Here is a 23,911-nt window from a genome sequence, read left to right as displayed (position 1 = left end):
TATAATGAACGGTTTCTTTTCAACTAAAAAAACCAGCCGGCTCCTAACATTATGGCACTCTCATTTATTTCGTCGCTATAATCTGGCTTAGTAAAGGCGTACATTCCCTTAACATTCAAAAATAAATTTATGGGCGTAGTGTATTGAAAACCGAAAACACCCGCAAATTCTGGAGTTTCACCGGTGGTTTCGCTGTAAGTGCCATTTGAACCAGTGCTGTAGGTTGCGCTAAACGTTACGTCCACACCCAATCGTGGACCGAAAAGTAAACTAAAGTTTTTATTTAGGGAATAATTTGCATAAACAGGAATTACGACATAAACGGGAGAATTCCTGAATAAGGCATTACCATTGCTCATAGCCTTCACTTCCCTTAATTGAAACGTAAATTCAGGCTGCAGTGCAAATTTTTCAGTAAAGGTAATCTTAAAGGCTGCACCAACGGAAGGTCGTGGGGTATAATCAAATTCAATATCGCTATTCCCGCTGTTGCTTGCAAATGGAAACTCCACAGCTATTACAGGCCCAACTTCAAACTTTTTAGTTTGGGCAACCAAGAAAGGTGAAAGAAATAGACTGTAAAGTAAAAGTATTTTTTTACTCATAGGTTATTTTTATAAGGAGGCAAATATAGAAAATAAAAAAGCGGAAGATTTCTCTTCCGCTTTTACACTTACTTGTTTTTATCTAAAATGAATAACCAACTGAAAGTTGTATTACACTGTTTCTTTGGGAAAAATCATCAATATCAATATCTCCAAAATCTGTTTCTATATCATCATTTATATCAGTAAATCCACCTGCATATCTTGCTGAAAAGAATACCCCCATTGGTAATCTATAAGATGCGCCTATTCCAAATCCAATATCTATTGATTTAAAAAAATCTTTTACATCTTCTTCGTCTGAGTCAGACATTCCCCCTCCAGAGATTTCATATTCTGCATTGGCAGAAACAAGAAAACCAATCTGTGGACCTGCTTCAACACTTAAGCCTTCAATAATATAATATTTAGCCATTACGGGAATATTTATGTAATCAAGTTTAAGTGACTCTTCATAATTTACTTCAATTCCCTCAAAGCTATCCGAATACTCAGCTTTTGCACCTTGTGATGAAAAAAGAAGTTCGGGTTGGATAGCAAATTTTTCCGTAATAGGTATTTCTACTAAACCTCCAATATGAAAACTTGTTCTTCCGTCAACATCCTCTGTTTCATCTCCTACGATAGAAGCAAAGTTGACCCCGGCTTTAGCCCCAAATCGTATTTCTTGGGAATAACCGTCTGTAAATACAAAAACTGCGAACGCAGCAAAAAGTAAAAATTTTTTCATGATTTAATTTGTTTTATGGTTAATTATAGGCCAAACTTAATAAAATTTTATTTTATGTTGATTTAAAGTTTTAATTATTTGAAAAAAAACCGTCCATAAAGGACGGTTTTTTATAATATATTATGTCTGGGTTTATACTAAAATGAAAAACCTGCAGATAGTTGAAAAACATTGTTATGTATTTTATAATCATCTCGATCAGCGGCATCGTTCACATTGCTTAAACCGAAATTATATCGAGCTCCAAAAAACAATCCCATCGGTAATCTATAGGATGCACCGGCACCCAACGAAACGTCAACGGAAGAAAGATCGTTCTCATCCAGATCTCCCTCATCGTTATCATCAAAAGGACCTACATTTCCATCAAATTCATATTTATCGGAAACTAAAAAAGCCACCTGTGGACCGGCTTCAATGGCAAGCCCCTCTATTAAATATACTTTTGCCATTATTGGCACCTGAATATAATCCAATTTGGTTGTCACTTTGTAATCATAAGGTATGCCTTCAAAACTTCCCGATTCTTCAAACTCGGATCCCTGTGCGGAATATAAAATCTCAGGCTGTATGGAGAATCTTTCATTAATAGGAACTTCGACCAATCCTCCAAGATGAAAACCTGTTCGGGAGTTTGAGTCTTCAACATCGCCTCCGAAGTTTGAAAAGTTGACACCAGCTTTCGCACCAATCCGTACCTCTTGGGCCTGTGATGCGGAAACTGACATAATTGTAATAGCTGTAATAAAAAATAACTTCTTCATAATTATTTGATTTTTTTTGTTAATGGGCCAAAGTACCGTATTATAAAATCTACGATTCCGTTCTTTTGATATTTTTTAACGAAAAAACAACCAATCTTTAAGGCTTTCTCGTGAAGTTTCTTAATTATTTAATAAAAAAAGCCGCTCCTCAGGAACGGCTTTTATAATGGGATTTTTCTGGTTTACAAAAAGGAATAGCCCAATGCAAGGGAGAATACATTATTCTTTCCCTCGAAATTGTCGGTTTTGGAAACGTCAGTAAGACCAAAATTGTAGCGAGCGTCAAGCCTTACCCCAAATGGAAAATCGTAACCCGCGCCAACTACAGCAGCAACTTCGCTTTTTTCTGCATTCGCCTCAATTGAATTTGTTCCGAAAGTATCGGTATAAATATCATCGTCAATGATAAATCCGAATTGTGGTCCGGCCTGGATATTCAGTCCTTGAACCAAATAATATTTCAATACAATGGGGACATTAATATAATTCAAATCAAATTTCCCCGCATCAAATTCAGCTCCTTGTTGTGAGTAAAGAACATCTGCCTGAATTCCGATTTTTTCAGAAAATTTTATACCCGCAAAAACCCCGGCCTGAAATCCTGTTTTACTTGAAAGATCGTTAACATCAGAAATATTTGCAAAGTTTACCCCAGCTTTAATACCCAAATCCAATTCTTGAGAAAAAGATACGGTTCCAATAAATAACGTAATAAATACAACAATCAATTTTTTCATAATTCTATTTTTTAAGTTTCAATTTTAACGGTAAAGATACCTTTAATGTTATGGCTTAAAATATATTTAGTTTTTTGTTAACTATGGTTTTTATTGGTAATATAGCGGAATGAAGTGGTCACAAGTTTTAACAGACTATGAAAATTATCTACGGTTGGAACGTGGACTTTCCGAAAATTCCATCTTGAACTATTCGCTGGATATTAAGAAATTATCCCGTTGGTTAGAGAACAATGAAATGGCTATTTCACCCATTTCCATTTCCGAAGATACCCTGCAACAGTTCATCTATGACCTGGCAAAAAAAGTAAATCCGCGCTCCCAAAGCCGAACAATTTCAGGATTGAAAGGTTTTTTCAATTATATGATTTTCGAGGAATACAGAAAAACAAACCCATTGGAACTAATTGATTCACCAAAATTAGGTAGAAAATTGCCTGATACCCTTGCCCTATCGGAAATTGATGCCCTAATAACCGCTATAGATTTAAGCTCAAAGCAAGGGGAAAGAAACCGTGCAATTCTCGAAACCCTTTATGGATGCGGCCTCCGAGTTTCAGAATTAACAAACCTCAAAATTTCAGATCTGTTCTTTGATGAAGGTTTTATAAAAGTATCGGGCAAAGGCGATAAGGAACGTTTGGTGCCAATAGGACCCACCACTGAAAAATACATCAATATTTATAGGAAGGAAATTCGCGTGCACCAAAAAATCAAACCACAGGCAATGGATACGCTCTTCTTAAACCAGCATGGCAGTCCATTGACGAGGGCCATGATTTTTACAATTGTGAAACGCTTGGCTGAAAAGACAGGCATCCGAAAAAACATTAGTCCGCACACATTCAGGCATTCCTTTGCCACACATCTTTTGGAGAATGGTGCAGATTTAATGGCAATCCAACAAATGCTTGGCCACGAAAGCATAACCACTACTGAAATTTATACTCATGTGGATCGACGTCATCTTTCAGAGGTTATCAATAAATTCCATCCCAGAAAATAAATTGGATGGTTTCCTCGGGAATTACTTCAAATTGAAACGGGTTAAATAAATCCCAAACCTTATCAGATTTTTCGGGTTGTTGCAGCTGTTTTGTATTTTCAGAAGCAAATCTTTTAAATAAAAAACAACTATGAAAACTTTAGAATTCAGTAATGGCGACAGGATGCACGCTATAGGTTTGGGCACGTGGAAGGCTGGCGGCAAGGAACTAAAAAATGCTATAAAGGAGGCCGTTCATGCGGGTTATCGGCATATTGATACGGCAGCAATCTACGGCAACGAGGAAGTAATTGGGGAAGCACTTTCGGAAATTTTTGCAGAAGGAAGAATTTTCCGTGAAGATATATTTATTACCTCCAAATTATGGAATGATTCGCACGCCGAAGGACAGGTAAGGCCGGCGTTAGAGGAATCTCTTAAAAAATTGAATCTCGATTATTTGGATCTCTATTTAATACATTGGCCTGTTGCTTTTAGAAATGGAGTTGGTTCTCCAAAAACGCCCGAAGATTATCTAACTCCCGAGGAAGCCCCAATTATCGAAACTTGGCGCCAAATGGAAATGCTAAAAAAGCACGGACTTGCGCGACATATTGGAGTTTCCAATTTCAGCGAAAAAAAATTGAGCGAAATTGTTTCCGAGGCAACTATAAAACCCGAAATGAATCAGGTGGAACTTCACCCGCTTCTGCAGCAGAATTCATTACTTGAATATTGTAAAAGCGAAAACATTCTTGTGACAGCATATTCTCCACTGGGCTCTGGTGATAGATCGCGTGCAATGAAAGGTGAGGACGAACCAAATATGATGGAAATAAATAGTTTATCGGAAATTGCCAAGGAAAGAAATGCGACCGTTCCGCAGGTGCTAATTGCGTGGCATAACCATAGAGGTTGTGCGGCAATTCCGAAATCGACTACCAAAGAGCATATTATTTCAAACTTCAAAGCTGCCGACGTATCGCTAACGGATGCTGATTTGAAAAAAATCGCAAAACTTGACCGCCAATTCCGCTACATTACAGGAAAGTTTTTCGAAGAACCGTCCAAAGGATATGAAAATCTATATGACGAATAAGCAAGAGTTGAGAATATTCCAGGCCAGATAACAATAAAAAAACCGCAACATTACAATTGCGGTTTTTATTGAATAAAAATTTTTTCTTGAATTATTTGGCAATATTCACGGCCCGTGTTTCGCGAATAACGGTAACCTTCACTTGTCCCGGATAGGTCATATCCGTTTGGATTTTCTGTGAAATTTCAAAAGAAAGTTGTGCTGCTTTTTCATCGCTCACCTTATCACTTTCAACCATTACTCTCAACTCACGCCCAGCCTGAATGGCATACGCCTTGTTCACACCACCGAAACCGAAGGCAATATCCTCAAGATCCTTCAAACGTTGAATATACGAATCCAACACCTGACGTCTTGCTCCAGGTCTTGCACCGCTAATTGCATCACACACCTGTACAATTGGAGAAAGCAATCCAGTCATTTCAATTTCATCGTGGTGGGCGCCTATTGCATTGCATACTTCTGGTTTTTCACCATATTTTTCGGCCCATTGCATACCCAGAAGGGCGTGGGGCATTTCGGTTTCCGTTTCGGGGACTTTTCCAATATCGTGCAGCAATCCGGCTCTTTTCGCAAGCTTGGCATTTAAACCAAGTTCTGCGGCCATTACCCCACAAAGTCTTGCTACCTCGCGCGAGTGATGCAAAAGATTTTGGCCATAGGACGAACGATATTTCATTCTGCCCACCGCTTTTATAAGTTCTGGATGCAAACCGTGGATTCCCAAATCGATCACGGTTCGTTTTCCAACTTCAATAATTTCTTCTTCTATTTGTTTGGTGGTTTTTTGGACGACTTCTTCAATACGTGCAGGGTGAATGCGGCCGTCAGTTACTAGTTTGTGAAGGGAAAGACGCGCAATTTCTCTTCTCACGGAATCAAAGCAAGACAATATTATTGCCTCTGGTGTGTCATCCACAATTATTTCCACTCCCGTAGCGGCCTCAATGGCTCGTATGTTTCGGCCTTCCCTACCGATAATTCTGCCTTTTACATCATCACTTTCAAGATTGAAGACGGATACGCAGTTTTCAACGGCTTCCTCAGTTCCGATACGTTGAATGGTGTTGATAATTATTTTTTTGGCTTCCTGCTGCGCGGTCATTTTTGCCTCTTCCATTGAAGATTGGACAAATGCCATGGCTTGGGATTTGGCTTCATCCTTTAAACTTTCCATCAGTTGGGTTTTTGCCTCTTCGGCGGAAAGACTGCTTATTACTTCCAGTTGCTCCACTTGGCTGCGGTGCATTTTCTCGAGGTCGTTTTGTTTTTTCTCTAATATTGAAATTCGTTCATCAAAATCGGATTGTTTTTCCTCCAGTTCGGCATTCAACTTTTTGGATCTGGCCAATTCGTTTGATACTTGTGATTCTTTATCGCGAATTCTTTTTTCAGCTTCTGATATTTTCTTGTCACGATTGAGGATTACCTTTTCGTGTTCAGATTTTAGTTCCAAGAATTTCTCCTTGGCTTGCAGAATCTTATCTTTTTTTATTGTTTCAGCTTCAGATTTGGCTTCCTTCAGTATGGAAACTGCGCTCTTTTTTGCTCGTGAAATTAGCTGGGAGGCGTTGTTGCGCTCCAGTATTTTTGCAATAAAAAAACCAATCGCAATACCAACGAAGCCACTTATAATAGTTATGATGTCCATTTTTTTTTCGTTGAATTATGTGTATAAAAAAAGCCTACATCAATATTATTATTTTGAATAAACTCCTTAAAAACAAGTTTAGGGTTAATAAGTTGGTCAAGTATCCGCTCAAAGACGGCTCGCTTTTGCAACTTCAACTCACCCTTTTTAAAGAATTCCTGTTGAGTTTACCAAAAATTAGTATTAATGTAGGCAGTACCTTTTATTTAATTTAAAGAACGTTATGACAATTGCTCCTGCAATAAGCGGTCCAAAGCCTTTAGCTTTTCTTCCGTTTCCTGCGTGTCGCTCGATTTATCAATTTGTTTTTGCTCTACCTGGGCGGCAAACTGGAGGGCACACATGGCCAGTACATCCTGTTTGTCACGCACGGCATAACTTTGTTCGAACTTCTTAATCATTTCTTCTATCTTTTTGCTGGCTAACCGCAGCCCCTCCTCCTGGGAAGGATTGATGTTGAGGGGATAAACCCTGTCAGCAATTGATAGTTTTATTTTTAATGGTTCGGCCATTGTTATATTTTTATTCGGAAAGCTGGCTTATGCAATGGTCAATTTCCCGGACAAGAGCGTTTATCTTAAGTTTAGTTTCTCGTTTATGTTGGTCGCTGCCGAGCATTGAATTTGCCAGTTTTAATGAGTCGCATTTTTCGGTCCAGACTTCAATTTCTTTCTCAAAATGTTGCTGTTTCAATTTTAATTCTGCGAGCTCTTCTTCCAAATTTGCATTGGCTTTTTTTAATTTTTGGTGCCTGTCAAGCAAATTGCCAATTCTATTTTCAAGAGAATCAACTATTTCAGAAAGATTGCTCATTAAAACCTATATTCAATACTTCACTCACAAAGTTAGCATACCATCCCTAAAAAGCAAACTGTTTTCCATAAATTTTTGTATTATTGAAGAATAGTACAATAAATCAATCCCTCTCCCCTTTTAATTATAGCGTATTTTTAAATTTACACTATGAAGAATTTTTTATCAATGCTCCTGCTTTTTGGTGGGTTTGCGTTCAGCCAAAATGATATACCTACCGACTATTTTTCCAGCCCGCTGGATATTAATTTAGTGCTTTCCGGGAATTTTGGCGAAATGCGTGCAAACCATTTTCACAGCGGCTTGGATTTGAAAACCGAACAACGGGAAGGCCTTGCGGTCTACGCCCCAGCTGACGGTTTTGTGAGCCGCATAAATGTGCAGCATTATGGCTATGGCAAAGCGCTATATATTCTTCATCCAAACGGATATACCACTGTTTACGGCCACCTACGAAGTTTTGCGGGAGACATTGAAAAATACGTAAAGGATACCCAATACGCAAAAGAGACTTTTGAAGTAGAACTCTTTCCTGAAAAAACACTTTTACCGGTTAAAAAGGGCGATTTAATTGCCTTCACGGGAAACACCGGCGGTAGTGGCGGTCCCCATTTGCATTTCGAAATTCGTGATGGCTCGCAAAGGCCCATGAATCCACTACTTTTTGGAATTGAAATTCCCGATTCAAAAGTACCCATTGTAAGTGCTGTTTTCGCATACCCAATTGGTGCGGACGCCCATATAAATCAGGGTCAAAATCGGACGAAGCTGAGACTCATTAAACAGAAAGACGGAAACTACAAAACGGAAAATGTAACTGCTTTCGGTAAAATTGGTTTCGGAATCACCACATTCGATCAGCAGGATGGGGCTTCAAACAAAAACGGTTCCTATAAAATAAACACAAGATTTAACGGTACGGAAAAATTTGAGGTACTATTCAATAAATTCGATTTTTCCGAAACGCGTTATCTAAATAGGTACACGGATTATAATTATTATGAAATTAATAAAAGTATGGTCCAAAAACTCTTTCGGGAAACAAACAATCCACTAAGCATCATAACCAAAGAAGATGACAATGGCTATATAAACGTGCAGGACAGCTTGACTTCCATTTATACCATTGAGGTTTTTGATTTTAAAGGTAATACTATGATGGTCTCTATCCCCATCGATGGAAAAAAAATGGAAATCTTAAATCCGAAAAAATTGGAAAAAACTGATGATTACATTTTTGCAGATCACGCTACCTCAATAACCAAGGGAAAATTCAGCATCTATATTCCCGCCAATAGCCTATATGAAGACACCTATCTTGACATTAAGGATGAGGGCGACATATTGAAATTCCATGAAGACGTTGTTCCTATACACAGCAACATTTCAATTACTGCAGATATTTCCAATTATAACGAAGCGGACCGGGACAAGCTTTATATTGGAAGACTGAATTACAGAGGGCTTCCCTACTATACCTCCACCTCGCGCAATGGCGATAAATTAACTGCAAAAACTAGAACCTTTGGCAGTTATACTGTTGCCATGGACACATCGCCTCCCACTATAAAGCCTATAAACTTTACCGATGGGAAGTGGATCAGCAACCAGAATTTTCTGCAAGTAAAAATAACGGACGATTTAAGCGGTATAAGCTCTTACCGAGCAACAATCAATAATAAATTCATTTTAATGGAATATGATTATAAAAAAGACGTTCTAACCTACAATTTTAATGATAATGTTAATCTGGAAACTGAGAATAATTTCAAACTTATAGTAATAGATAATGTTGGAAATAGTGCTACATTTGAAGCAAAATTTTTCAGAAAACAACCCTAACACTTGCTTTTGAAAACAATAAAACTCCCGCTTACATTCCTTTTCTTTTTCTTCGCATCCGTGGTGTTTGCTCAAAAGGCCGTTATTAAAGGAATTATTCTCGACGAAAATAACATTCCTGTTTACGGCGCAAATGTAACCCACGGCGACGCCGGCACCATTTCAGATTTCAACGGATTCTATTTGCTTGAAATTCCTGCAAATGTTGAGGTGACCATTACCTTTTCCCACCTTAGCCATAAGAAGATACAAGTAACCGTTAATCTTTCTCCCAATGAAGATTATGAGTTGAATCCGGTAATGAACACCAGTATCGAGCAAATTAGCGAAGTGATTATTTCCGGTCGTGAAAATAAGCGTGTAGAGGGGGTTACAACCATTTCGCCCGAAGTGGTTCGCAAAATGGTGGGTGCAAATCCGGGGGTTGAGAACCTTTTGAAATCCCTTCCCGGTGTAAATGGTAACGATGAATTGAGCACACAATACGCAGTGCGAGGCGGCAATTATGATGAAAACCTTGTGTACGTAAATGAAATTGAAGTGTACCGGCCCTTCCTCATCCGTAGTGGCCAACAGGAGGGTTTAAGTTTTGTGAACAGCGACCTCACAAGCAATGTAGAATTTTCTGCAGGCGGGTTTCAGGCCAAATATGGCGATAAACTTTCGTCGGTTTTGGATATAACCTATCGGCGACCGGTTGATTTTGGCGCAACCATTGATGCAAGTCTTTTAGGCGCTAGCGGCTCCGTGGAAGGTATCTCGAAAAATGGACGCCTTTCCGGAATATTAGGCATTCGTTACCGCGACAATAGCCTTTTGGTAGATGCCAAAGAAACTGAAACAAATTATGAACCCCGATTTGCCGATGCGCAAACTTATTTAACCTACAAATTTTCTAATAATTTTGAACTTAGCTTTTTAGGAAATATATCAATAAACGACTATAACTATAGACCTTTAACTCGACAAACAAATTTCGGCACCATTACGGACCCGATAGCATTGCTTGTTTTTTATGAAGGTCGTGAGGAAGACCGGTACAACACCTATTTCGGCGCCTTAAAATCCACTTGGGTGGTTTCGGAAAATTATACCGCAAAATTTATCGGTTCTCTCTACCAAACAACGGAACAGGAATATTATGATATTTTAGCGGAGTATCGCCTAGGCGAAGTAAATACTGAAATAGGAAGCCAAGACTTAGGAACCGTTGAATTCACCCGTGGTATCGGCAGTCAATTGACGCACGCCCGAAATGATTTGGATGCACTAATTTTAAATATAGAGCATAAAGGAAACATATCCATTGAGGAAAACAAGATTGAGTACGGATTAAAATACACTCGAGAGGATATTCGCGACAGGGTTCAGGAATATGAAATTATCGACTCCGCGGGTTTTTCCATCCGCCCCCCAATATTTCCTCCCAATGATCAGCCTTATAATCCCAATACTTCCCCCATTGAGCCCTATACCAATGTTCGGGCGTATAATGACGTACAGATTAACCGTTTTTCGGGTTATGCCCAATGGAGCCGAAAAACAAACCTTGGGTCAAATGAACTTTGGTTGAATGCTGGCGTGCGCGCGCATAATTGGACCGTGAGCGGCATGAATATTGCCAATACCACCCAAACTGTTTTCAGTCCGCGGGCACAGGTTGCATTGAAACCTGATTGGGAAATGGATATGCTGTTCCGACTGTCGGGTGGGGTTTATCAGCAACCACCTTTTTACCGCGAATTGCGCGATTCCTCCGGCGAGGTTATCCCAACCGTAGAAGCGCAAAAATCCATCCATATTGTTTTTGGAAATGATTATAGTTTTCTAATGTGGGAACGTCAGTTTCGTTTAAATTCTGAACTTTATTACAAACATTTAACCAATGTAAATCCGTATACTCTGGACAATGTTCGCATCCGCTATCAAGCCAATAATGATGCTGTTGCTTACGCTTACGGTCTCGATTTGCGTTTGGCCGGCGAATTTGTTCCCGGTACAGAAAGCTGGCTGAGCTTCGGCTATATGAAAACGGAAGAAAATATAAATGACCGTGGCTACATTTTTCGCCCAACGGACCAACGATTAAAATTTGGAATGTTGTTTCAGGATTACGTGAAGGTAATTCCTTCGCTTAAAATGTATTTAAACCTTACCTACAATACTGGCCTTCCGGGAGGTTCCCCGAGTTACGCGGATCCTTATGATTATCAAACCCGATTGCCAGATTACAAACGCGCCGATCTTGGGGTGAGTTATGTGATTGTGGACGATACGAAATTGCGAAATAGTGGGTGGTTAAAACCGTTTAAGGAACTTTCCATTGGCGCGGAGATTTTCAATATTTTTGATGTTCAAAACTCAATCACCAATACTTTCGTAAGAGATGTTTATACCAAAGTGCAATATGCAATTCCAAACTATCTCACTCCTCGCGTGTTCAACGTGCGGCTTACGGCAAGATTTTAATAATTTAATCAATTAGTCTTTTGGAAGAAGATGCATCTTATGGCGTCATTATTCCTTCATCTATAAATTCCTTAAGGACCTCTACCACATAATCCACCTCTTCTTTTTTATTGAAACTGGAAAAGGAAAATCGGATGGATGGTTTGCCCAAATCTTCCTCGGAAAGAATTTGCCTCAAAACGTGCGATCCGCCCTCGCTTCCGCTTTGGCAGGCGCTCCCTTTGGAACAGGCTATACCTTTTAAATCCAACTGAAATAAAAGCAGCATCGCTTTTTCTGGGGAAATTGGCAAACACACATTTAACAGTGTGTACGTACTTTTGGTATTATCATCGCAGCCACCATTAAATTTTACGCCCGGAATGTTTTGCGAAATTTGCTCCTTAAAATATTGCTTTAGTTCGGTAATGTATGCGCGCTCATCATCTAGGTTTTGATAGGAAAGACGCAAGGCTTCCGCCATTCCGGCTATGGCATAAACGGCTTCCGTACCGGCGCGCATTCCACGTTCTTGTGCGCCTCCGTGAATGGAGCTGCGAAGACCGGAATTTTTTCGAATAAAAGCGAAACCCGCTCCTTTGGGCCCATGAAATTTATGCGCCGCCGCTGTGGCAAAATCGATCGGGATTTCCTTAAAATCAAGCTCAAAATGCCCAATGGATTGTACGGTATCGCTATGGAAAAGTGCATCATTCTCTTTGCAAAGCAGCGCCACTTTTTTCAAATCCAACATATTTCCTACTTCATTGTTAATATGCATCAAACTTACCAATGTTTTTCCCGAAGTAGCTGAAAGAAGTTTTTCCAAATGTTCATAATCTATATGTCCGCAATCGCCCAAATTAACGAATTCAAGAGTAACATTATATTCATTTTCAAGCCATTCCAAGGTGTGAAGAACGGCATGGTGTTCTATTTTGCTCGAAATAATACGTTTTACACCCAGATCGCGAACAGCGCTAATGAGAATTAAATTATCCGCCTCCGTGCCGCCGGAAGTGAAAATAATTTCACTTGCAGATACATTAAAAAGCTTTGCAATATTTTTTCTTGCATTTTCAAGTAATGATTTTGAAGACCTTCCGTAAGAGTGTGTGGATGAAGGATTTCCGTATTCAGTTCTTAAAACCTCGGTGATGCAATTGATAACTTCTTCTCGGGGCTTGGTGGTAGCCGCACTGTCAAAATAAACTTTTTTCATGGAGCGAATAAATTTGTAAAATTCGGATCGTGCCGGTGCATTTACGGTCAATCCTTACGATAATTTCGGTTTGCAAAAATACATATTAAATGAGTTTTGCCCGCGTTTCAGTTAAAAAGAAATGCGTTACTTTGTGACTGTTGATGAATTCTGCACATAATTTCATCTATCGAACTTTAATACAATCAATTTGTAATTATATATGCAGTTCCTTTTTCTATTTTTTAAACATATACTCTAAATGAAAAAGATTTTTTTCCTTTTGGTGACAGCTATTTTTCTTCAAAGTTGTGATGACGGCGATATTATTGTGACCACTTTCAATTTTGACGATGCAGAATTAAAAACCTGTGGCGTTGCGGGCAATTATGTTTTTTATAAATTGAATCCCGCCGCACGCGAAAGCCTTTCGTTAAAATTAGCGGTAACTGATAGCCTATATAAAGTGGAGGGGGCAAAGGAATATGTGTTAAACGGTACTTCCAATTTTGTTAACTATCGCACCTATGATGGCGATTTGGGAACAGATTATTTTTGCAGCAGCATACCTCCCACTTCCCCCAGAGTTACCGTAGATTATTTAGCTTCTTCGGGAATTGCGGAACTCACAACTATTTATAGTTATGACGATAATGACGGCGTTCCGGCAGATAAAGAACTTAATGGCGATAGTGATGGGGATGGCCTTCCGAATTTATTTGATGTGGATGATGATGGAGACAATGTGCCCACGGCGCTAGAACTGGACATCCAAAATACCGATGGCGATAATGATCCTTTCACGAATCCGTTGGACACCGACCTGGATGGAATACCGGATTATCTCGACCCAGATGATGATAACGATGGAGTGCTTACCCGAAACGAAGATAAGGATGGCAACCTCGACCCAAGAAATGACGTGACCGACTCCAGCGTTGGTGCGGACTATTTAAACCCCAATGTTTCTGTGGACTATAACATTAATCAATACAGGCAACACACTTATAAGATAAATAAAAGCGTAAAGATTGTCCTAAAAAATATCGTTCTGGAAAATGGCGAGGAAGAGATTACGCAGGAAACCCTAAATATGGGAACCTTAAATAATGTGGAAAGTATCCCAAAAACAACCACGCCCGAATTTTAATTTTAGCTAAAATCCGCAGTGGGAAAAGCTCTATTTTACATTCTGGAATATATAAACTTCCGTGGCGCCACGTCCATATTTTTGGTAGTCGGCGTCATAAAATTTTAGATTATCGTATCGGTTAAAAAGATATTCCAGTTCACTCCGCAACACTCCTTCCCCAACCCCGTGAATAAATACAACCTTTTGGATCCGTTTTGAAATTGCAAAATCCAGTTGCCGTTTTGCAGTGTCCAATTGAATGGTGAGAATTTCAAAATTGTCCAATCCTCCAGTCTTCGGCACCAATTGATTTATGTGCAAATCCACTTCCATTGGCGGGAGGCTTCGTTCCTTTGGTTTTACTCGTTGTGTTTTGCCGGGCTTTTTGTTTTGTTTTTCTGAAATAATTGTGGAAACATCCATTTGCGCCAAATCTCGTTTTGAAATGGAGCCGTCAATAACAATAAGTTCATTCCGAGCAAACCCCAGCTCAAAGCCATCGGTGGTAATAATTGTTACCTCGTTGCCGCTTATGGCAGTGACCACGCCCGAAATGGCATCATCCAAAACCGAAACCTTGTCGCCTTTTTTCATATAAAATCTATTGAAGTTTTTTCATTTAAAACGGCCACTTTCGCAGCCTTATAACCTTGTTAATTGCCTGTTAACGAAATTTTTATGTAATTTGCAGTGAACTGCCGTATATATTGATTTTTATTTTTAAATTTATTCCGTGAAAATAGAGGCTGGTTTTCCCCAATACGAAGGCTTCTAAAAACCGTAAAAATATGAAAAACCTACTACTCTTTTCAACTTTACTTTTAACATCTACAAGCATTTTTGCGCAGTTGAGCGTGAAGCCAAACGGCACTGCAGATTCCTATATTTATGTGAAGGACCAAGTTCTCTACGTAGAAAGTGATGTCAATTTATCACGAAACACAAACAACACAAATACCGAAGCTAGTATCTATTTGCGTGAGAATGGGCAATTGATTCAGGGTGAGCCCAATTTGGGAAATGGTGGTGATGGCCAACTTTCAGTACAACAAAATACCCCCGTTACCAATCCATGGGCATATTACTATTGGTGTTCCCCTATTGGGAATACCGGTCCCGTGGGTAGTCCCGTAGCGCCAGGGAACCGCTGGTTTGGCGTAAGTCATTTATATGAAGCATTGCCCACGAGTGGTATAACCGCTGCACAACAAGTTGCGACCGTACCGACAAGGGATGGATTTAATAATCCGCGATTAACAATTTCCAGCCGATGGTTATACACCCACAAAGAACCTGGTACTGAAGCTGAAGGTGACTACCAACGAATGAATACCGGCAATGCGGCACCCACAGGTTTTGGATTTACAATGAAAGGTGTGCATGCAGGAACAATAAACAATGGCGGAAATCTATCAAACCACGACCAGCTTTACGAATTTCGCGGCAGGCCCAATAATGGCGATGCAATAATTCCCGTAGATGCCAATAAAATGACTTTGAGCGGTAATCCATATCCTTCAGCATTGGACTTGAACAAACTTTTTCATGATCCAACGAATGTGGATTTAGGCACATTTTGGTATTACGATGAGGATAGAACAGTACCAACCCATTATTATTCAAACAAACCTTATGGTTATGGAATATTTACAATCGGTCCTGTGGATTCAGATAATGATCCTTATAATGGAAACAATTTAGGTACGTACGCTGCTGCTCCATTTTTTTTCTACAACTCTTCTGGTAATCAAGGAGGTGGTGCTGGCACTAGTTTAAATAGTGATGATAATAAACGCTTCGCTCCCATTGGTCAAGGTATTATGTTTGTAGGCGACGTTTATGGGACTGTGACCATCAAAAACTCCCATAGAGTATTTTTTAAAGAAGGAGTACTAGGTTCAGTCTTCCAACGTCCCGGAGCCGATGAAACCGCAAATGAAACAAATTCAGGCGGAGGCCCAACCTTGTCAACATCAACCGGTGCCATTCCGGTGGACTATCGTACACCTATTTTAAGATTGTGGTCCGTTTTTGATGAAGCCGTAACCCGTGATTTGGTACTTGCTTTTTATGACCAAGCCACCGATGGGTATGATCGTGGATTGGATGGCTTGAGTGCGCAAGACTTACAAACCGATGCATATTTTCCAATTGGCCCGGATAACGCCCGTCGTCCTTTTGCCATTAACGGTGTAAAATATGATGAGAACAAACAAATTCCAATAGCCTTCAAAATTAAGAACGCAACCCAAGTTCGTTTGGTGGTAGCAGAGGAAGTTAAAAAGCCTTACCAGCACGTATATCTTTTCGACAATCAGGAAAATACTATTCAGGAATTGAGCAATTCCACTGCTTCCGGCGTTGTTTTAAATTTACCTGCAGGTACGTACGATAATAGATTCTTTATTGTTTTCCGTAAGCCAAACTTAAGGCCAGAAGCTGAATTGGACCAGATGGAAGTTGTAAAGGCGAACGTAAACCTTTTCCAAAACAATCCAATTCAAAAATTGGAAGTGAGCAATCCCGAAGGTTATACCATCAAAACCGCAATGGTATATGATATGAACGGAAAATTGGTGATACAAGAGAAGGATTTGGGCAGCAAGAACAGATATAGCTTTTACACCGGAAACCTAAGTGATGGGGTTTATGTTGTGAAGCTTACCACTTCAGAAGATATGATTCTGGACTATAAAGTTATCGTCCATAATAAATAAGAATAAATCCCCATCTGGATTTAGATTTCCCATAATTAAAAAACGGCCTCGAAATTTCGGGGCCGTTTTGATTTCTATATATTTTGAATACGTTTATTCAAATTCCTTTAAAGTATCAATGATTATAGAAACACAATCCATTAATTGTTCCTCATTCATAACCAATGGTGGCGCAAAGCGAATAATGTTGCCGTGCGTAGGTTTTGCCAAAAGGCCATTGTCACGAAGCTTTAAGCAAATATTCCAAGCGGTATCGCTGTCTTCGCTATCATTTATTAATATAGCGTTCAATAATCCTTTTCCGCGCACAAGGCTTGCAATCTTACTTTTTTGAATATACTTGTCCAATTCACTTCGGAAAAGTTTTCCTAGTTTTTCTGCATTTTCAGCAAGTTTTTCATTACGAACTACACTTAGCGCCGCAATAGCGACTGCTGCCGCAACGGGATTGCCGCCAAAAGTAGAGCCGTGGTTTCCGGGTTTTATAACGCCCATTACCGAGTCATTAGCGAGCACCGCTGAAACTGGATACGCGCCACCACTTAAGGCTTTTCCCAAAATCAAAAGATCGGGTTTCACATTTTCGTGATCAACCGCAAGTAATTTTCCGGTACGGGCAATTCCTGTTTGAACTTCATCGGCAATAAAAAGAACGTTGTGTTTTTCGCACAGCGCCTTGGCTTTGCTCAAATACCCTTCGGACGGAACATAAACGCCCGCCTCACCTTGAATTGGTTCCACCAAAAAGCCAGCAATATTCTTGTTGCTTTCTAAATGCTTTTCAAGCTCCCCAATATTATCATATTCAATTTTAATGAATCCTTTTGTGTATGGCCCAAAATTCTTACGCGCCACCGGATCATTACTGAATGAAATGATTGTCGTGGTTCTTCCGTGGAAATTATTTTCACAAACCACTATTTCGGCCTCATTTTCATCAATGCCCTTTTTTTCGTAAGCCCACTTACGGCAAATTTTAAGAGCGGTTTCCACTGCCTCTGCCCCAGTGTTCATTGGTAACAACTTATCAAAATTGAAAAATTCGCAGGCAAATTTCTCATATTTCCCCAACATATCATTATAAAAAGCTCGCGAGGTCAAGGTTAACCTTTGAGCCTGTTCGGTCATTGCGCCAACTATTTTCGGATGGCAATGGCCTTGGTTTACCGCAGAATATGCCGAAAGAAAATCGTAGTATTTCTTGCCTTCCACATCCCAAACGTAAACGCCCTCTCCCCGCTCCAAAACTACAGGTAACGGGTGATAATTATGGGCTCCGTATTTGTTTTCCAAATCGATGGCTTGCTGTGAAGCCGTTTTCTCTAAAACTGACATAAAATTGTACTAATTTGAAGTAATGTAAAAAAAATGATTCCTGATTTATGGAGCGGAATCCTCCAAGGGGGTGCAAATTACTAAATATATCCCACATTTTTTGAAGCCTTATCGGGATTTAAACCTAACAATTATGCTATTTTTGCGCCTATGGCGAGAAAAAATAACAGACAGATTTTGGAAAATCTGGAAGTGGTGGATGCGGGCGCAAAAGGAAAGGCAGTTGCCAAAGCTGAAGACGGACGGGTGGTATTTATCGACAATGCTGTGCCCGGCGATATAGTGACCGTGCAAACCTTCAAAAAGAAAAAGGCTTTTTATGAAGCCTCCGTGCTTTCCACCTCAAAATATTCCGAGAGACGCGTTGAGCCTGTTTGCCCACACTTTGGAGTTTGCGGCGGCTGTAAATGGCAAAATATGGGTTACGAACATCAACTTTTTTTTAAACAAAAGGAAGTTGAACAAAACCTGAAACGCATCGGCAAAATAGAATTACCCGAAATTATACCCATCTTAGGTTCCGAAAAACAATACTTTTATCGTAACAAAATGGAATTTTCATTTAGCGACAACAAGTGGCTAACGTTGGACCAAATAAGAAGCAACGAAATAATAGAAAATCGAAATGCATTGGGCTTTCATATTCCCGGAATGTGGGACAAGATTTTGGATTTGGATATTTGTTACCTACAGGCCGACCCAAGCAATGCGATTCGCGATTTTGTAAAAGCAAAGGCTGAAGAATTGAACCTTTCCTTTTTCAACACCCGACATCAGGAAGGCTTTCTTCGCACTTTGATGATTCGGACTTCCTCCACCGGTGAAATAATGGTGCTGCTCCAGTTTTTCCACGAAGACGAGGAAAATAGAAAATTGCTATTGGAAGCGGTCGCCAAGGAATTTCCGCAAATTACTTCATTATTGTATGTCATTAATTCCAAAGGAAATGATACACTGTATGATCAGGAAATAAATGTTTTTTATGGCCGAGACCATATTTTTGAGGAAATGGAAGGTTTAAAGTTTAAAATAAATGCCAAATCCTTTTACCAAACCAACAGTGAACAAGCTTATGAGCTGTACAAAATTACTCGGGATTTTGCTGGAATGAATGGAGATGAATTGGTTTTTGATTTATATACCGGAACTGGTACCATTGCGCAGTTTGTTGCAAAAAAAGCCAAAAAGGTTATCGGCGTTGAAGCAGTGCCCGATGCTATTGAAGCCGCAAAACAAAACGCGCAATTAAACAATATTGAAAACGTTGAATTCTATGTGGGCGATATGAAAAAGGTTTTTAATGATGAATTTATAACGACTCACGGAAAACCGGATATTGTTATTACCGATCCGCCGCGAGATGGCATGCATGCCGATGTTGTGGCACAACTGTTGAATTTGAGCGCCGAAAAAATTGTGTATGTAAGTTGCAACAGCGCCACCCAAGCTAGGGATTTGGCAATCTTGGATTCAAAATATAAAGTAATAAAAGTGCAGCCGGTAGATATGTTTCCGCAAACACATCACGTAGAAAATGTTGTACTTTTGGAGAAACGCTAATCAAAAATATGATTAAAAGAATTTTCTGTATTCTATTAATACCCTTCGCTTTTAAGGGTTGCACAAAGGACGATATATGTCCGCCGGATACCGCGACCACAGCAAAAATGGTGATTTCCTTTAATGATTTCGCAAACCCGGCGAATTCAAAAAATGTAAACGTACTGACCGTAGAGACAGATTATGAAAATTCAGTAACGGTTATTTCGCTGGAAAATATAAAGGAAATCGCCCTGCCGTTAAGCACTACTTCGGACACAACGAAATATAGATTTATAAGAACCACGTTTAGAACCAATGATACTTTAAAGAACATTGATAGAGTTACGTTCCTTTACGAAAGGGTAAATGATTATGTAAACCGTGCCTGCGGATTTAAGACTGAATATTTTAATTTGGATCAGGATTTAGCCGAGGAAGGAAACGAAAATTGGATAAAACAAATTACCGTAATAAGAGACACTGTAAATGATGAAAATAGCCCGCACGTTACTATGCTGCATTAGCCTTTTTTGCGGCACACAGGCAACGGTGGCCCAAGGAAAAAATGAAATATCCAATGATACAGTGCCCAAGGTTGAAAAATTCGGACTGCGCGTTGGGGTTGATTTAGCCAAGCCTATCCGCACATTGATTGAAGAAGGCTATTCGGGATTCGAGATAATGGGCGATTTTAGGGTAACAAAAAGATTTTATGCCGCAGTGGAATTCGGTACTGAAAAGAAAGATTGGGTTGAGCCTTATGTGTCATCCCAAACAAGTGGAGGCTACGCAAAAATAGGTTTTGACTACAACGCCTATGAAAATTGGTTGGGAATGGAGAATGCAATAACTTTAGGTTTGCGCTATGGATTTTCAACCTTTAATCAGGAACTCTTAAGCTATCGAATCTATACCGACAATCCCGCATTTCCCACGCAAACCATTTACGACGCTCAAGAATTTAGTGGGTTGAATGCACAATGGGCAGAGTTTATTTTAGGAATTAAAACTGAAGTAATCAATAATCTTTACCTGTCATTGAATGTTCAACTAAAGCATAAATTTGCTGAAAAGGAACCTGAAAATTTTGCCAATCTATATATTCCCGGGTTTAATAGAACGTATGATTACGGTGATTTTGGGGTTGGTTACGGCTATACTGTTTCGTACTTAATTCCATTATTTAAAAAAACAGAGGGCGCAAAAAACCAAGCTTCGGAATAAAAAAGAAGGGAATAGCATCTAACCCATCCCCTAAATAATTATTCTTTTTGCACTGTTACATAATTACTGATTACTGTTTGCTTGCCTTTTTACTTCCCTCATACATCTCATAACGCACCAATTTTGCTTCCAGTTTTCCGTTGAATAGTTTTATCTTTTTTGAAGGACGAAGCCCGACGAATTTCAAGGCTTCCATATTTGAAGTTATCATCCACGCCTGTGTGCCGGGATAATTACGTTTTAAGGTGTTGCCAATGGAACTGTAAAATTCCTCAATATCCTTTACTGAAATTCGCTCATCATACGGCGGATTGAAAACCATATAAAGTGGCTTGTCATTTTCTTTTTGACTTTCGAAAAAATCTTGCTGTTTCACTTCAATAAAATCTTGCAGGTTTGCACTTTTTATGTTCTCCTTTGCTTTTTTAATTGCCACCGGATCTGTATCAAAACCATAAATTTTATAGGGGAAATCACGAACTTTTTTAAGGGCGGCTTCTTCTATTTTTTCATATAAATCAACGTCAAAATCTGGCCAGGTTTCAAAACCAAACTCATCCCTATTCAAATTTGGCGGAATATTACAGGCAATCATGGCCGCTTCGGTTAAAATAGTTCCTCCCCCACACATAGGGTCCAAAAAATTGCACTGCCCTTGGAAGCCAGAAAGCATAATAATTCCCGCGGCGAGTACTTCATTTATAGGAGCCAAAGTGCTTTCCACTTTATATCCCCGCTTATGCAACGATTCCCCAGAACTGTCTAAAGAAACTGTACAAATATTTCGGTCAATATGAACATTGATGCGCAGCGTTGGGTGGTCCAAATCAACATCAGGCCGCTCCCCTTCCCTGTCGCGAAAACGGTCCACAATGGCATCTTTCGTTTTAAGGGCAATATATTGTGAATGTGTAAAAACATCAGAAAAAACCGTGGCGTTTACGGCCAATGTGCCCTTTACGTCCATATATTTTTCCCACGGCATTTCATATATTTTTTTATAGAGATCTTCTTCCGTAAAAATATTGAATGCAGTAATGGGTTTTAGTATTTTAATTGCGGTACGGCAACAAAGATTGGCCTTGTACATAAAGCCGGTATCGCCTTCAAAGGACACGTTGCGCGTACCAATTTCAATGGATGAAGCGCCCAAATGACGAAGTTCCTGAGCCAGAAGTTCCTCCAGACCAAAGAGCGTTTTCGCCACCATTTTAAAATTGTTTGTCATAGCTTTTAAACAGATTTCCTGCAAAAATACAGTATTTTAGCAGGGCGAAACGATAACTATGCAAAAAGATAAAACCAATTGGTACGCCTCGTGGTTCAATACCCCTTACTATCATATTCTGTATAAAGACAGAAACCATCGGGAAGCGGCATTGTTTATGAACGCGCTCACCAATTTTTTAAAGCTCGAAAAAAATGATTCTATTTTAGATCTCGCCTGCGGAAAAGGCCGTCACGCCAAATATCTATACAAACAAGGATTCGATGTTACGGGGGTGGATCTTTCGGAAGAAAGCATTGCGTTCGCCAAACAATACGAAAAACCGCGGCTTCATTTTGAAGTGCACGATATGTGCCTGCCCTATCCCAAGAAATTTGATGCCGTTTTCAACCTTTTTACAAGTTTCGGTTATTTCGAAAAAGAAGAAGATAATTTACGAACCATTAAATCAGTAAAAGCGGAACTAAAACCCAACGGTTCAGCCGTAATTGATTTTTTAAATGTTGAATTTGCCATAAAAAATCTGGTGCCGAAGGAGAAAAAGAAAATTGGTGATATCGTTTTTCACATTGAGAAATATGTGGAAGACGGTTATATAATAAAGAATATCAATTTTGAGGACGAAGGAAAAGAATATCATTTCGTGGAGCGTGTAATGGCACTCACCTTGGAAGATTTTCAAAGATATTTTGCGGAAGCAAATGTGGATTTAAAAAATGTTTTTGGCGATTATCATCTCAACAATTTTGATAAAAACACTTCAGAACGATTAATTCTTATATTTAATTGATGAATTACTTATTGCTTTTTTTGTCCGTGGCAATTGGCTACATCGTGGCACTTTTTTTAAGGAAAAGGGAATTGAAAAACATGGAAGTTTTTTTAGCTTTCAGCGGCGCATTTCTATTGTCTATAACGGTTTTTGAATTGTTGCCAGAAGTATTTGAAACCCCGTCAAAATCCATAGGGGTTTTTATAATGTTAGGAATTTTGCTTCAGATATTTCTCGAGTTTTTCTCAAAAGGCGCGGAACATGGACACGTCCATCTTCATTCTGAAACAAAAAGTTTTCCGTGGCTCTTGTTTATAAGTCTTTGTATTCACGCATTTATGGAAGGTTTTCCCATTTCCGAAGAAAATAATTTACTGGTTGGGATTATTATCCATAAAATTCCGGTGGCAATCATACTGTCATTCTTTTTTATAAATGCTGGTTACAAACGCTCCATCACGCTAACCTTTCTTTTCTTTTTTGCCTTAATGACGCCTATTGGTAATTTTATTTCCAATAATTATGAAATGATCCATCACTACGAAACACAGATTGAGGCAGTAGTCATTGGTATTTTTCTGCATGTTTCCACTACAATTCTCTTCGAGAGTTCCAAGAATCACAAATTTCATTTATCCAAAATGAGTGCAGTTATTATTGGGATTGTTGTTGCTTATTTTTTATAAAAACCTCAAATTTTTTAAAATTCTTCTGAAGAATTATACTTTGATATTACATAGTTAAAATTTTTTCATAAAATAAATGGAGGATATTTTTATAGTAGGACGTGGACAGATTTTCTTATCTGGTTTATAAATGAAGACCCTTAAACAAAAGTTAAGATACTATAAAGGATGGACTGTATCAAAAAGTGACATGTACGGTCTTCAACCCTCAAAAAGATTGAACATCCTTTATCACCGTCATCACCGTCCACATTGTGGAACTATTAACCTTATAGTAAATACAAAAAAAAAGCCCCTCACAAAAAGTGAGGGGCTCTTAAAGGAAGGCGGCGACCTACTCTCCCACGAGGTGCAGTACCATCGGCGCAAACGGGCTTAACTTCTCTGTTCGGAATGGTAA

General features: G+C 39.3%; 22 protein-coding genes, 1 rRNA gene and 1 other RNA gene. 11 read left to right on the top strand and 13 right to left on the bottom strand.

The window, feature by feature from the left end; genetic code table 11:
- Positions 1–23: 23 nt before the first annotated feature.
- From QRD02_RS03435 to QRD02_RS03420, 4 genes are all read right to left on the bottom strand, one after another.
- Positions 24–605, bottom strand: coding sequence for an outer membrane beta-barrel protein (locus QRD02_RS03435; RefSeq protein ID WP_290253515.1), 582 nt, complete (start codon positions 603–605; stop codon positions 24–26).
- 82 nt (positions 606–687) lie between these two features.
- A complete protein-coding gene (locus QRD02_RS03430; protein WP_290253514.1) occupies positions 688–1,335 on the bottom strand; it encodes a porin family protein in 648 nt (215 codons plus the stop codon).
- A 137-nt stretch (positions 1,336–1,472) separates the two neighbouring features.
- Positions 1,473–2,099 (bottom strand): porin family protein, encoded by a 627-nt coding sequence (locus tag QRD02_RS03425; RefSeq protein WP_290253513.1) that lies wholly within the window; start codon positions 2,097–2,099, stop codon positions 1,473–1,475.
- A gap of 182 nt (positions 2,100–2,281) precedes the next feature.
- Positions 2,282–2,836, bottom strand: a complete 555-nt coding sequence (locus tag QRD02_RS03420) for a porin family protein (protein WP_290253512.1) — start codon at positions 2,834–2,836, stop codon at positions 2,282–2,284.
- A gap of 109 nt (positions 2,837–2,945) precedes the next feature.
- Between QRD02_RS03420 and xerD the strand changes: the two genes are divergently transcribed.
- Both xerD and QRD02_RS03410 read left to right on the top strand, forming a co-directional pair.
- Positions 2,946–3,842 (top strand): site-specific tyrosine recombinase XerD, encoded by an 897-nt coding sequence (gene xerD, locus QRD02_RS03415; protein WP_290253511.1) that lies wholly within the window; start codon positions 2,946–2,948, stop codon positions 3,840–3,842.
- A gap of 130 nt (positions 3,843–3,972) precedes the next feature.
- Positions 3,973–4,920 carry an aldo/keto reductase gene (locus QRD02_RS03410; RefSeq protein WP_290253510.1) on the top strand — a complete coding sequence of 316 codons (948 nt, stop codon included), beginning with the start codon at positions 3,973–3,975 and terminating at the stop codon, positions 4,918–4,920.
- Between the two features lie 91 nt (positions 4,921–5,011).
- Here the strand turns inward: QRD02_RS03410 and rny are convergent, their stop codons facing one another.
- The 4 genes from rny to QRD02_RS03390 all read right to left on the bottom strand — a co-directional run bounded on the left by rny (position 5,012) and on the right by QRD02_RS03390 (position 7,384).
- On the bottom strand, positions 5,012–6,571 hold the full coding sequence (gene rny / locus QRD02_RS03405; protein ID WP_290253509.1) for a ribonuclease Y: 1,560 nt from the start codon (positions 6,569–6,571) through the stop codon (positions 5,012–5,014).
- 59 nt (positions 6,572–6,630) lie between these two features.
- A non-coding RNA gene (ssrS, locus tag QRD02_RS03400) (6S RNA) lies at positions 6,631–6,738 on the bottom strand.
- 54 nt (positions 6,739–6,792) lie between these two features.
- Entirely contained in the window at positions 6,793–7,083 is a 291-nt protein-coding gene (locus QRD02_RS03395; RefSeq protein ID WP_290253508.1) for a cell division protein ZapA, read from the bottom strand.
- A gap of 10 nt (positions 7,084–7,093) precedes the next feature.
- Positions 7,094–7,384, bottom strand: coding sequence for a coiled-coil domain-containing protein (locus QRD02_RS03390; RefSeq protein ID WP_290253507.1), 291 nt, complete (start codon positions 7,382–7,384; stop codon positions 7,094–7,096).
- 150 nt (positions 7,385–7,534) lie between these two features.
- Here QRD02_RS03390 and QRD02_RS03385 point away from each other — a divergent pair, with 150 nt between their 5' ends.
- Complete coding sequence (locus tag QRD02_RS03385) at positions 7,535–9,226, top strand: M23 family metallopeptidase (RefSeq protein WP_290253506.1); 1,692 nt, start codon at positions 7,535–7,537, stop codon at positions 9,224–9,226.
- Between the two features lie 9 nt (positions 9,227–9,235).
- A complete protein-coding gene (locus QRD02_RS03380; protein WP_290253505.1) occupies positions 9,236–11,695 on the top strand; it encodes a TonB-dependent receptor in 2,460 nt (819 codons plus the stop codon).
- A 37-nt stretch (positions 11,696–11,732) separates the two neighbouring features.
- On the opposite strand, the gene QRD02_RS03375 is transcribed toward QRD02_RS03380, so the two are convergent.
- Entirely contained in the window at positions 11,733–12,896 is a 1,164-nt protein-coding gene (locus QRD02_RS03375) for a cysteine desulfurase family protein (RefSeq protein WP_290253504.1), read from the bottom strand.
- Between the two features lie 241 nt (positions 12,897–13,137).
- On the opposite strand from QRD02_RS03375, the gene QRD02_RS03370 reads away from it, so the two are divergent.
- Positions 13,138–14,025 (top strand): hypothetical protein, encoded by an 888-nt coding sequence (locus QRD02_RS03370; RefSeq protein ID WP_290253503.1) that lies wholly within the window; start codon positions 13,138–13,140, stop codon positions 14,023–14,025.
- Positions 14,026–14,055: 30 nt separating this feature from the next.
- Here the strand turns inward: QRD02_RS03370 and QRD02_RS03365 are convergent, their stop codons facing one another.
- The gene (locus tag QRD02_RS03365; protein ID WP_290253502.1) at positions 14,056–14,601 is read right to left on the bottom strand and encodes a Smr/MutS family protein; all 546 of its coding nucleotides are present in this window, start codon (positions 14,599–14,601) and stop codon (positions 14,056–14,058) included.
- A gap of 194 nt (positions 14,602–14,795) precedes the next feature.
- Here QRD02_RS03365 and QRD02_RS03360 point away from each other — a divergent pair, with 194 nt between their 5' ends.
- Positions 14,796–16,724: a DUF8693 domain-containing protein gene (locus QRD02_RS03360; protein WP_290253501.1), complete on the top strand. Its 1,929-nt coding sequence runs from the start codon at positions 14,796–14,798 to the stop codon at positions 16,722–16,724.
- Between the two features lie 93 nt (positions 16,725–16,817).
- On the opposite strand, the gene rocD is transcribed toward QRD02_RS03360, so the two are convergent.
- On the bottom strand, positions 16,818–18,059 hold the full coding sequence (rocD, locus tag QRD02_RS03355; RefSeq protein WP_290253500.1) for an ornithine--oxo-acid transaminase: 1,242 nt from the start codon (positions 18,057–18,059) through the stop codon (positions 16,818–16,820).
- 150 nt (positions 18,060–18,209) lie between these two features.
- On the opposite strand from rocD, the gene rlmD reads away from it, so the two are divergent.
- Genes rlmD through QRD02_RS03340 form a run of 3 tightly spaced genes read left to right on the top strand, consistent with a single transcriptional unit; the run spans position 18,210 to position 20,825 of the window.
- On the top strand, positions 18,210–19,619 hold the full coding sequence (gene rlmD, locus QRD02_RS03350; RefSeq protein WP_290253499.1) for a 23S rRNA (uracil(1939)-C(5))-methyltransferase RlmD: 1,410 nt from the start codon (positions 18,210–18,212) through the stop codon (positions 19,617–19,619).
- Between the two features lie 8 nt (positions 19,620–19,627).
- Entirely contained in the window at positions 19,628–20,125 is a 498-nt protein-coding gene (locus QRD02_RS03345; RefSeq protein WP_290253498.1) for a DUF6452 family protein, read from the top strand.
- A complete protein-coding gene (locus tag QRD02_RS03340) occupies positions 20,088–20,825 on the top strand; it encodes a DUF6048 family protein (RefSeq protein WP_290253497.1) in 738 nt (245 codons plus the stop codon). Before QRD02_RS03345 ends, QRD02_RS03340 begins: the two co-directional genes overlap by 38 nt.
- Before the next feature lie 70 nt (positions 20,826–20,895).
- On the opposite strand, the gene QRD02_RS03335 is transcribed toward QRD02_RS03340, so the two are convergent.
- Complete coding sequence (locus tag QRD02_RS03335; protein ID WP_290253496.1) at positions 20,896–22,053, bottom strand: THUMP domain-containing class I SAM-dependent RNA methyltransferase; 1,158 nt, start codon at positions 22,051–22,053, stop codon at positions 20,896–20,898.
- Between the two features lie 58 nt (positions 22,054–22,111).
- Here QRD02_RS03335 and QRD02_RS03330 point away from each other — a divergent pair, with 58 nt between their 5' ends.
- Positions 22,112–22,843: a class I SAM-dependent methyltransferase gene (locus QRD02_RS03330; protein WP_290253495.1), complete on the top strand. Its 732-nt coding sequence runs from the start codon at positions 22,112–22,114 to the stop codon at positions 22,841–22,843.
- Positions 22,844–22,923: 80 nt separating this feature from the next.
- A complete protein-coding gene (locus QRD02_RS03325; RefSeq protein WP_353959564.1) occupies positions 22,924–23,511 on the top strand; it encodes a ZIP family metal transporter in 588 nt (195 codons plus the stop codon).
- 321 nt (positions 23,512–23,832) lie between these two features.
- Here QRD02_RS03325 and rrf read toward each other — a convergent pair.
- Positions 23,833–23,911 (bottom strand): 5S ribosomal RNA (rrf, locus tag QRD02_RS14475); the annotation flags it as partial.

The sequence above is a fragment of the Aequorivita aurantiaca genome (assembly GCF_030410135.1).
GTDB classification, from domain to species: Bacteria; Bacteroidota; Bacteroidia; order Flavobacteriales; family Flavobacteriaceae; genus Aequorivita; species Aequorivita aurantiaca.
The sequence above is the reverse complement of the archived record's forward strand: the minus strand, read 5'-3'. Positions and strand labels throughout refer to the sequence as shown.